General features: G+C 76.2%; 7 protein-coding genes and 1 pseudogene. All 8 read right to left on the reverse strand.

The genetic code is table 11. The features are described 5' to 3' along the window. A partial coding sequence (locus tag ABD323_RS37345) for an LLM class flavin-dependent oxidoreductase (protein WP_344446550.1) occupies positions 1-1120 on the reverse strand: 1120 nt, incomplete at its 3' end. A 78-nt stretch (positions 1121-1198) separates the two neighbouring features. After that, positions 1199-2386: an acyl-CoA dehydrogenase family protein gene (locus ABD323_RS37350; RefSeq protein ID WP_344446551.1), complete on the reverse strand. Its 1188-nt coding sequence runs from the start codon at positions 2384-2386 to the stop codon at positions 1199-1201. Between the two features lie 111 nt (positions 2387-2497). After that, on the reverse strand, positions 2498-3574 hold the full coding sequence (locus ABD323_RS37355; RefSeq protein WP_344446552.1) for an ABC transporter ATP-binding protein: 1077 nt from the start codon (positions 3572-3574) through the stop codon (positions 2498-2500). Next, positions 3571-4653, reverse strand: coding sequence for an ABC transporter ATP-binding protein (locus ABD323_RS37360; protein WP_344446553.1), 1083 nt, complete (start codon positions 4651-4653; stop codon positions 3571-3573). Before ABD323_RS37360 ends, ABD323_RS37355 begins: the two co-directional genes overlap by 4 nt. Continuing rightward, positions 4634-5560, reverse strand: coding sequence for an ABC transporter permease (locus ABD323_RS37365; RefSeq protein ID WP_344446554.1), 927 nt, complete (start codon positions 5558-5560; stop codon positions 4634-4636). Before ABD323_RS37365 ends, ABD323_RS37360 begins: the two co-directional genes overlap by 20 nt. Continuing rightward, a complete protein-coding gene (locus tag ABD323_RS37370) occupies positions 5557-6654 on the reverse strand; it encodes an ABC transporter permease (protein ID WP_344446555.1) in 1098 nt (365 codons plus the stop codon). Before ABD323_RS37370 ends, ABD323_RS37365 begins: the two co-directional genes overlap by 4 nt. Next, complete coding sequence (locus tag ABD323_RS37375; RefSeq protein ID WP_344446556.1) at positions 6651-8201, reverse strand: ABC transporter substrate-binding protein; 1551 nt, start codon at positions 8199-8201, stop codon at positions 6651-6653. The genes ABD323_RS37370 and ABD323_RS37375 overlap by 4 nt, the downstream gene beginning before the upstream one ends. Positions 8202-8724: 523 nt before the next feature. Then, positions 8725-9355, reverse strand: a pseudogene (locus ABD323_RS37380) (hypothetical protein); the annotation flags it as partial.

Here is a 9355-nt window from a genome sequence, read left to right on the forward strand (position 1 = left end):
GCTGGCGGGCGTCGCGCCGCTGCCCGGCATCGCGGTGGGCGACCTCCTGGCGGACCAGCGGGATCAGCTCGCGCCCGTAGTCCAGCGCGTCGTCCAGCGGGTCGTAGCCGCGGATCAGCAGCGTGGTGGCGCCGATGTCCACGTAGTCGAGCAGCGCCTGCGCGACGGTCTCCGGCGTGCCGACCAGCGCGGTGGAGTTGCCGGTCGCCCCGGTGGCCGCCGCGGGCGCCGTCCACAGCGCCCCGTCGTGCCGGTCGCCCTTGGCGGCAGCGGCCAGCAGGCGCTGCGAGCCGACGTTCTGCGGGGTGGCACCGGGCCCGGCAGGCAGGATCCTGCGGCGGCCGCCGAACGGGTCCGAGCGCTGCTGGATGGTCGCCAGGATCCGGTGGGCGCGGTCCCAGGCCTCCTCCTCGGTGCGGCCCAGGATCGGGCGGAAGGAGACGCTGATGCCGGGCGCCGTGGTGCGGCCGGCGGCCAGCGCGGCGGTGCGCACCGAGGCGATCTGCTCGGCGGTCTCGGCCAGCGGCTCGCCCCACAGCGCGAAGGTGTCGGCGTGCTTGCCGCCGACCCGGTAGGCGGCCTCGGAGGACCCGCCGAAGAAGAGCGGGATGCGCGGCTGCTGGAGGGGGCGGACCTCGGACTGGAAGTCGGCCAGCCGGTAGTACGGGCCGTCGTGGTCGAAGGGGCCCTCGGCGGTCCAGGCCTTGGTGACCACGCTCAGGTAGTCGTCGGAGCGGGCGTAGCGCTCGTCCTTGGAGAGGTGGTCGCCGTCGCGGCGCTGCTCGGCGTCGTGGCCGCCGGTGATGATGTGCACGGCCACCCGGCCGCCGGAGAACTGGTCGAGGGTGGCGAAGGTGCGGGCGGCCACCGTCGGGGCGATGAAGCCGGGGCGGTGCGCGATCAGCAGGCCGAGCCGCTCGGTGTGCGCGGCCACGTAGGCGGCGACCTGGTTGGGGTCGGGGCTGGCCGAGGAGTGCGCGATCAGGATCCGGTCGAAGCCGGCCTCCTCGTGCGCCTGGGCGAACCGGCGGGTGTAGTCGGCGTCGACGGCCGGGCCGGTGTTGGGGCGGGTCTCGGAGACGTCCTGGGTGGAGATCATGCCGATGATTTCGACGGACATGGCTCAGTGGCCTTTCGTGGGAAGGGAGGGGTGCGGGGCGGTGGTGACGTCGTGGGGTGCGGACCGCTCGAGGGCTTGTCAGACAAGCCCTAGGGCGGCGCGTCCGAGGGCGAGCAGGACGGTGTCGTCCTGCGGGGTGTGCACCCGGCTGCAGAGCACGTCGCGCAGGTGGCGCTGCAACGGGCGGTGGTGGGTGAGTCCGTGGTTGCCGACCAGCGCGACCGCCTGCTGGACGGAGTCGATGGCGGCCCGGGTGCCGAGCAGCTTGGCGCCGGCGTCCTCCTCGGCCGCGCCGAGCGCGCAGGCGTCCACGGCGGCGGCCAGCGCGGCCACCAGGCGTTCGGCGCCGCCGAGCACGATGTCGATCTCGCCGACCGCGCCCTGGAAGCGCGCCAGGGTGGCCAGCGGCGCGCCCAGCGCGGTCGGCACGCGCTCGTGCAGGAAACCGGTCAGCCACTGCTGCGCGGCGCGGGCGACCCCGAGGTACAGGGCGGTCAGGCCCAGCGCGTTCCAGGCGCCGCCCACCGCGTCCCGCCCGCCGTCCGGCCCCGGCTCGGCCAGCGCCAGGACCCGGTCCAGCGGCACCGGGACGGCGTCCAGCACGACGTCGTCGCTGCGGCTGGCCCGCAGGCCCAGGTGCTCCCAGGTGGGCTCCACGGTCAGGCCCCGGTGGCCGGGGCGGACCAGGAACGAGCCGACCCGGGGCCGCGGCTCGTCGGTGCGGGCCCAGACCAGCAGCCAGCGCAGCGCGGGCGCCCCGGTGGAGTAGATCTTGCGACCGGTCAGCTCCCAGTGGTCGCCGCGCCGCCGGGCCACGGTGGCGGGCAGCCCGCCGCGCACCGGGGTGCCCAGCTCCGGCTCCACCCGCAGCGCGTTGACGAGCGTGGCTCGCTCGGCGGACTCGCGCAGCAGCTCGTCGAGCGCGCCGGCGGGCCAGTGCGGGGCCCGGGCCTGCGCCGCGTGGGTGAACAGGGTCATCGCGGTGACCAGGGCCACGGCCGGGTCGCCGGCGCCCAGCGCGCGCAGGATCGTGACGGTGTCGGCCAGCCCGGCACCCGCACCGCCGTGCCGGGCGGCGACGGTCGCGGTGAGCAGCCCGGCCCGGTGCACCAGGTCGACGCCCTCGTACGGGAAGGAGGCGTCGCGGTCGTGCTCGGCGGCCCGGGCGGCCAGCGCGGCGGCCAGCTCGGGCAGCCGGCGCAGGTCGGGGCGGGGGAGGGCGGGGTGCGGTGGTGCGGGGCGGTCCGTGAGCGCGGGGCCGGGCATGCGGTGCTCCTCGGGCTGGGGCGGGGGCTGGGTCCTGGACCGGTGCTGCGGGCCGGTGAACGGTGAACGGTGAACGGTGGGCGGTCGGCGCCAGGCGGGCGGTCGGTGCGCTCAGTGCGCCAGGCGCTCGCGCCAGGCGGGCGCGCGGTGGCAGGCGACGGTGCGGCCGTCGCCCTGCTGCCGCGGCTCGGGACGGCTGCGGCAGTCGTCGTCGGCGAACGGGCAGCGATGGGCGAAGACGCAGGCCGCGCCGGTGTGCAGCAGCGGGTCGTCCACCGGGCCCGAACCGCGCAACAGGGCCGCGGCGGACCGCCGTTCACGCGGCAGGCCGGGTGCCGAGCCGGCCAGCAGCGCCGTGTACGGGTGCAGCGGGCGCTCCAGCACCTGCTCGGCGGGCCCCTGCTCGACCAGCCGGCCGCCGTACAGCACGGCGATCCGGTCGGCGATGCCGGCCAGCGAGCCCAGGTCGTGCGAGATGACCACGACGGCGAGGTCGAGTTCGTGGCGCAGCCGGTCGAGCAGCCGCAGCACGTGGTTGCGGTTGGAGGCGTCCAGGGCGCTGACCGGCTCGTCGGCCAGCAGCAGCCGCGGCCGGGTGACCACCGCCCGGGCCAGCGACACCCGCTGGCGCTGGCCGCCGGAGAGCCGTCCCGGGGTGCGGTCGGCGAGGGTGGCGTCCAGGCCGACCTGCTCCAGCGCCGCGAGCACCCGCGGCTCCCGCGCGGGCCGCGCCACCCCGGCCACCGCCAGTGGCTCGCCGATCAGTTGACTGACCGTCAGATCGGGGTCGAGGGAGCGCAGCGGGTCCTGGAACATGTACTGGACCACCCCGCTGCGGCGCAGCTCGCGCAGCGCCCGGCCGCGCAGCGCGGTGACGTCCCGGCCGTCGAGCGTGATCCGGCCGGCGACGGCCGGCGCCAGACCCACCACGGCGCGGGCCAGCGTGGTCTTGCCGGAGCCGGACTCGCCGATGATGCCGAGCACCTCGCCGGCGCGGGCCTCCAGGTCGACACCGGTCAGCACCTGGACGGCCGCCCGACCGGGTCGGCGCCCGTAGGCCACGCCCAGGGGGGGGGGGGGCGGCGGGGGGGGGGGGGGGCGGCGGGCGGGGCCGCCGGGGGTGGTGGGAGCCGTGGTGGTGCCGGTGGCCGGGGGAGCGGCGGGCTGCTGGGTCGTGGTGACGGTCATGCGGGGACCTCCGAGCGGTCGGTGGCGGTCGTCGCCGCGCCACCCCGCAGGGCGAGCTCGCCGGCGCGGGCGCAGCGGGTCAGCCGCCCCTCGCCGGCCGCCACCAGCGGCACGGGGCGGTCGGTGCAGCGGTCGGTGGCGTAGGCGCAGCGGTCGGCGAAGCGGCAGCCGGGCCCCGCGGTGCCGGGCTCCGGCGGGCGGCCGGGGATGACGGCCAGCTCGCGCCGACCCCAGTCGTCGAGCGAGGCGACCCGCAGCAGCGCCTCGGTGTACGGGTGTGCGGGGGCGGCGACCACCTCGGCGGTCGGGCCCTCCTCGACGATCTCCCCGGCGTAGCAGACCAGCAGCCGGTCGCAGCTCTCCGCCACCACCGCGAGGTCGTGGGTGACCAGCAGCAGGGCCAGGCCGCGCTCGGCGCGCAGCCGGTCCAGCAGGTCGAGCACCTCGGCCTGCACCACGGTGTCGAGTGCGGTGGTGGCCTCGTCGGCGACCAGCAGGTCGGGCTCGCCGCAGATCGCGATGGCGATCAGGACGCGTTGCAGCATGCCGCCGGACAGCTCGTGCGGGTAGCGGTCGTAGAGCTCCCCGGGGTCGCGCAGGCCGACCGAGGCGAACAGCTCGACGGCGCGTTCGCGGGCCGCGGCCCGGCCCAGTCCGTACCGCACCCGGAGCGGTTCGGCGAGCTGGCGGCCCACGGTGATGGCCGGGTTGAGGTAGGAGCCCGGGTCCTGGAAGACCGCGCCGAGCCGGCTGCCGCGCAGCTGCCGCCACTGGCGCTCGGTCAGCCCGGTGAGCTCGGTGGGGTCGGTGGGCCCGGTCGTTTCGGCGCCCGGGTCGGCGGCGGCCAGCGTGATCCGGCCGGCCGCGACCTCGCAGCCCGGGGCGAGCAGGCCCAGCACCGAGCGGCAGGTGAGCGTCTTGCCGCTGCCCGACTCGCCGACCAGGCCCACCGACTCGCCGGCCCGGACGGTGAACGAGACGTCCCGCACGGTTTCGGTGCGGCCGTGGCCGACGGTGACGTGCAGGCCCTCGACGGCGAGCACGACGGCGCCGGGGCGGTCAGCCGGTGACGACGGCACTGGTCTTCTCCTTCGCGCGGGTCGGGTTCGTCGTGGGGGTCTTGGGCCCTGCCACGGTGCGGCGCGTCGTGCGGCGGGCCGGGCGGGGTCGGGCCCCGTCGGCCGGCTCCTGCACCGCGTCGGCCAGCAGGTTCAGCGCGCCCACCGTGATCATGATCAGCAGCGCCGGGAAGAGCGGCGCCCACGGCTGCTGGGCGAGGTAGCCCAGGTCGCCGGCCAGCATCCCGCCCCAGGTCGGTGCGGGCGGCTGCACGCCGATCCCGAGGAAGGTGAGCGAGGCGACCGTCAGCAGTCCGGTGGCCAGCGCCTGCGCGCTGGTGACGGCCACCGTGGGCAGCACCTTGCGCCACGTGTGGGTGCGCAGGATCCAGCTGCGTGAGGCGCCCATCAGCTCGGCCGCTGCCACGTACTGCGCCTGTTCCAGCCCGAGTGCGGCGGCCCGGGTGACCCGGAAGAAGAGCGGTGCGAGCAGCACGCCCAGCGCCAGCATGGCCTGCTGCAGCCCGTTGCCCAGCACCCCGACGGCCGCGATCGCGAAGAGCGTGAAGGGAAGCGTCATCAGCGCGTCCACGATCCGCAGCGAGACCCAGGTGAGGGCCGGTGGGAACCGGACCGAGGCCAGGCCCGGCAGCACCCCCAGCAGCATCGCCGCGCCCACCGCCTCGAGTGCTCCGAGCACCGAGCCGCCGGAGCCGGCCAGCAGCCGGCTGAGCACGTCGCGGCCCAGGTAGTCGGTGCCCAGCAGGTGGCCGGCCGAGGGGCCCTGGAGCAGGTGGGCGGTGTCCTGGGCGAGCGGGTCGTGCGGGGCGAGCCGGCCGCCGAGCAGGGCCAGCAGGGCGACGGCGGCCAGCACGGCGAGCGCGCCTCGGGCCGGCGGCACCCGCGGGGTGCTGCGCAGGGCGCTCATCGCGCACCCGCCGCGAGCCGGCCACGCCGTGCCGAACCGGCCCGCCGGGCGGCCGGGTTGAGCGCCAGCACCCCGGCGACCACGGCCAGGTTGGCGACCAGCACGACCGCGACCGTCACCAGCAGGGTGCCCTGGATCACCGGCACGTCGTGCTGCTCGGCGGCGCGCAGCGAGAGTTGGGCGATGCCGGGCAGGTTGAAGATCCGCTCGGTGACCACCGCGCCGCCGATCAGGATCGGCACGTTCATCCCCAGTACCGTGACGGCCGGCCCGGCGGCGTTGCGCAGCACCTGACCGAAGAGCACTCGCCGCCCGCTCAGGCCGCGCATCGTCGCGCCGGTGACGTAGTTCTCGCGCAGCGCCGCGACCAGCGAGGTGCGCAGTTGGCGGGCGATGCCGGCGGCGGCGTCCAAACTGAGCGCCAGCGCCGGCAGCAGCGCGAACCGCAGCCACTGGCCCGGGTCCTGACCGAACGGGACGTAGCCGCCCGACGGCAGCAGCCGCAGCCGCACCGAGACCAGCACGATCAGTGCGATCGCGATCACGAAGGCCGGCAGCGTGCCGAGGACCGAGCAGATCGCGGTGACCGCGCGGTCGAGTCGCCCGCCGTTGCTCAGCGCCGCGGCGATGCCGCCGGCCGCGCCCAGCAGTACGGCCAGCAGCAGGGCCAGTCCGGCGATCGACAGGTCCACCGGCAGCGCGGTGGCGATGGAGTCGGAGACCGGCAGGGTGGTGAACCAGGACCGGCCCAGATCGCCGCCGAGCGCGTGCGCCAGCCAGCTCGCGAACTGCGCCGGCAACGGGCGGTCCAGGCCGAAGGCGTGGTCCATCCGGACGATGTCGGCGGGGGTGGCGGTCTCGCCGAGCACGGCGGCTGCGGGGTTGGCGTCGGAGAGTGCGCCGAGGCCGAAGGTGAGCACCGAGGAGAGCAGGAAGACCGTGCCCGCGCTCGCCAGCACCCGGCCCAGCGGTCGCGGCACGCGGGCCGCGCGGCGGCCCAGCAGCCGGGCAACTCCGGTGCCCGGCAGCGCTGCTGTGGCCTTCGTCGGCGGTGCGGGGGTGGCCGCGGGTAGCGCGGCCGGCGGCGCGCTCACGAGGCGGTCACCCCTTCGAAGCGCTGCACGACGGTGGCGGCCGGCAGCGCCGAGACCGAGCGCCGCCGGGCCAGGATCCGCGGCACGCTGTAGAGGAAGACGTTGGGCATGGTGCGCACCGCCAGCGCGGTGGCGGCCTGCAGGGTGGCCGGGTACTCGGCGGAGTCCAGCGGGGTGCGCGAGACCTTCTCCACCGCCGCGGCCAGCTCGGGCGGGGTGGTGCGCGCGGGGTTCATCAGCCCCTGCTCGCCGAAGAGCACCTGGAAGGCCTGCGGCGCCGAGTCGCGTCCCGCGAACTGGTCGGTGAACAGCGCCTTGGAGTGCTGCACGTAGACGATCTGGGTGGCCTGGGCGACCGGCACGACCTCGATGGTGGTGCGGATGCCGACCTGCTTGAGCTGGTCCTGGAGCTGCTCCGGCAGTCCCTGCGCGCTGGTGGTGGTGATCGTCAGGTCCACCCCGTCGGGGTGACCGGCCTGCGCCAGCAGCGCCTTGGCCTTGGCCGGGTCGTACCTGTAGAGGTCTGCCGAGGCGGGGTCGTAGCCGACGTAACCCTTGGGGAAGGGCTGGTAGTTGGCCTCGCCGTAGCCGAACTGCTGGGTCTTCACCAGGGCGTCGCGGTCGATGGCGTACTTGAGCGCGCTGACCACGTCCGGGTTGTCGAAGGGGGCCTTGGTGGTGTTGACGTCCAGTACCGCGACCACCAGCGAGGGGATCACCTGCACCTCCAGCCCCGCGGCCTTGGCGGCGGCGACCTGGCTGCCGGGGATCTGCGCCACGTCGTACTGGCCGGACTGCAGGGCGGCCACCACGGTGGCCGCGTCCGGCAGCGGGTAGAGCTCGAAGTTCTCCAGCTTGATCGAACCGGCTTCCCAGTACGAGGGGTTGCGCTTCAGCACGGCCTTGGCGTTCTGGGTGTAGGAGGTGAGGGTGAACGGCCCCGAGCCGGCCGGCTGGGTGGCCAGCGCGGCCGCGTCCGCGGTGAAGGCCCGGGGGTTGACGATCATGCCGGTCTTGCCGGCGAGCAGGTTGGGGATCTGGTAGTCGGGCTGGGTCAGGTGCAGCACCACCGTGCCCGCGTCGGGCGCGGCGACGTCCTTGACGTGCGTCAACTGCGGTGCCACCAGGGACTTGGGGTCGGTGCGGCCGCGGTCCAGGCTCTGCTTGACGGCTGTGGCGTCCAGCGCGGTGCCGTCGCTGAAGGTGAGTCCGGGGCGCAGCGTGAAGGTGACCGAGGTGCCGTCGGGGGCGTACGTCCAGGCGCTGGCCAGGGCGGGGACGGCCTTGCCCTGCTCGTCCAGCCGGGTGAGGCCGGCGTAGACCAGCGAGAGCATGTGCACGTCCCAGCCGGCCGAGGAGAAGACCGGGTCCCAGGACGTCGGCAGGGCCCAACCCCAGCGCAGGGTACCGCTGTTGCCGCCACTGCCGGCGGCGGTCACGTCGGCTCCGCCGCAGGCGGCCAGCAGGAGCGAGGCGCCGGTGGCGAGGCCGAGACCGAGGAAGGAGCGTCTGGCGAGGACGGAGGGGCTGCTGGTGGAAGCGTTCATGAGTGTGCGTCACCTTTCGGGTGCACGCCGGGGCCGCGCCGGGACACGGTGGTCCGCGGGCGGCGCACAGGGTGCGGGCGTCGGCGGTCACCGACGGCGCGAGGGCATGGGGTTGGGGGAGTGCGGCGCGGGAGCCGGGCGGCAGGGAGCCCGGGATGCGGAGCGCGAGCACGGCGACCGCGTGCCGGCGGGCGGCGGTGCGGTGGGCGGGGGAGCTGGTCAGGCCTCGGCCGGGGCGGCGGTCAGACCCGTCGGGGACGGGTGGCGCGGCGAGTCGGCGGCCGGCGTGCGGCGCTCAGCGACAGAGGTCGCTGGCAGTGCGCCGGAAGTCCACGTAACGGCACACCACGTTGGGGTGCGTGGAGAGCATGCGCACATCCTGGCCACCCAAACGGCCGGCTGTCAATGGACACCAAGAGGTGTCTCATGGCGTGGCACACCCCCACGATCCGTGTCCCGGCTCGACGTTCACGCACGACCCGTGCGGGCCGGGCGCGCGGGCCGTGGCGTGCAGCGCCGCTGGTCAGGGCAGCAGCAGCGAACGCGCGCGTTCGGCCGGGTGCAGGAAGAGCGGGCCGCCGGCGCTCTCCACCCGGATCGCCGCCGGCGGCACGATCGCCGGTGGGGCCGGCGCGCCCGGCGGGGCGGACCCGGCCAGCAGCGACAGGTCGGCCCCGGACAGGCTGCGGTAGCGCTCCAGCGCCGCCGGCCCGTCCAGCGCGCCCGGTGCGGCCGCCGTCCCCGGGCTCACCGCGCGGGCCGCCGCCAGGTACTCGGCGAACGGCCGCCACCCCGGCCCCGCCCGCCGCCCGTCCGGTCCGCTGAACAGCAGCGTGGGCAGCGCGTAGCGGTGGCCGACCTCGGTCTCCTTGGCCGCGCCCGGATGGGGACCCGCGCCGCGCAGCCCGACCGCCTCCAGCACCGGGCGCCGGGCCTCGGCCCGGTCCCGGCGCACCCGCTCCAGCACCGGCAGGCCCGCCGACTCCTGCGCCAGGCGCGCCGGGTCCACCCGTACCGGGTCCAGCCACGGCTCGCCGCGCAGCGCGGCGAGCACCGGGGCCGCGGTGTCGGGCGGCTCGCCCAGCACGAACGCGGCCTCCCGCAGCCGGCGCAGCACCCGCTCGGCGACCAGCGGGCCCTGCGCCTCCGCGGCC

The sequence above is a fragment of the Kitasatospora nipponensis genome (assembly GCF_039528135.1).
GTDB classification, from domain to species: domain Bacteria; phylum Actinomycetota; class Actinomycetes; order Streptomycetales; family Streptomycetaceae; genus Kitasatospora; species Kitasatospora nipponensis.

Coding starts and splice junctions, on each gene's coding strand:
- ABD323_RS37375 (WP_344446556.1), bottom strand. CDS start 8,201: ATGAACGCTTCCACCAGCAGCCCCTCCGTCCTCGCCAGACGCTCCTTC.
- ABD323_RS37365 (WP_344446554.1), bottom strand. CDS start 5,560: ATGAGCGCCCTGCGCAGCACCCCGCGGGTGCCGCCGGCCCGAGGCGCG.
- ABD323_RS37350 (WP_344446551.1), bottom strand. CDS start 2,386: ATGCCCGGCCCCGCGCTCACGGACCGCCCCGCACCACCGCACCCCGCC.
- ABD323_RS37355 (WP_344446552.1), bottom strand. CDS start 3,574: ATGACCGTCACCACGACCCAGCAGCCCGCCGCTCCCCCGGCCACCGGC.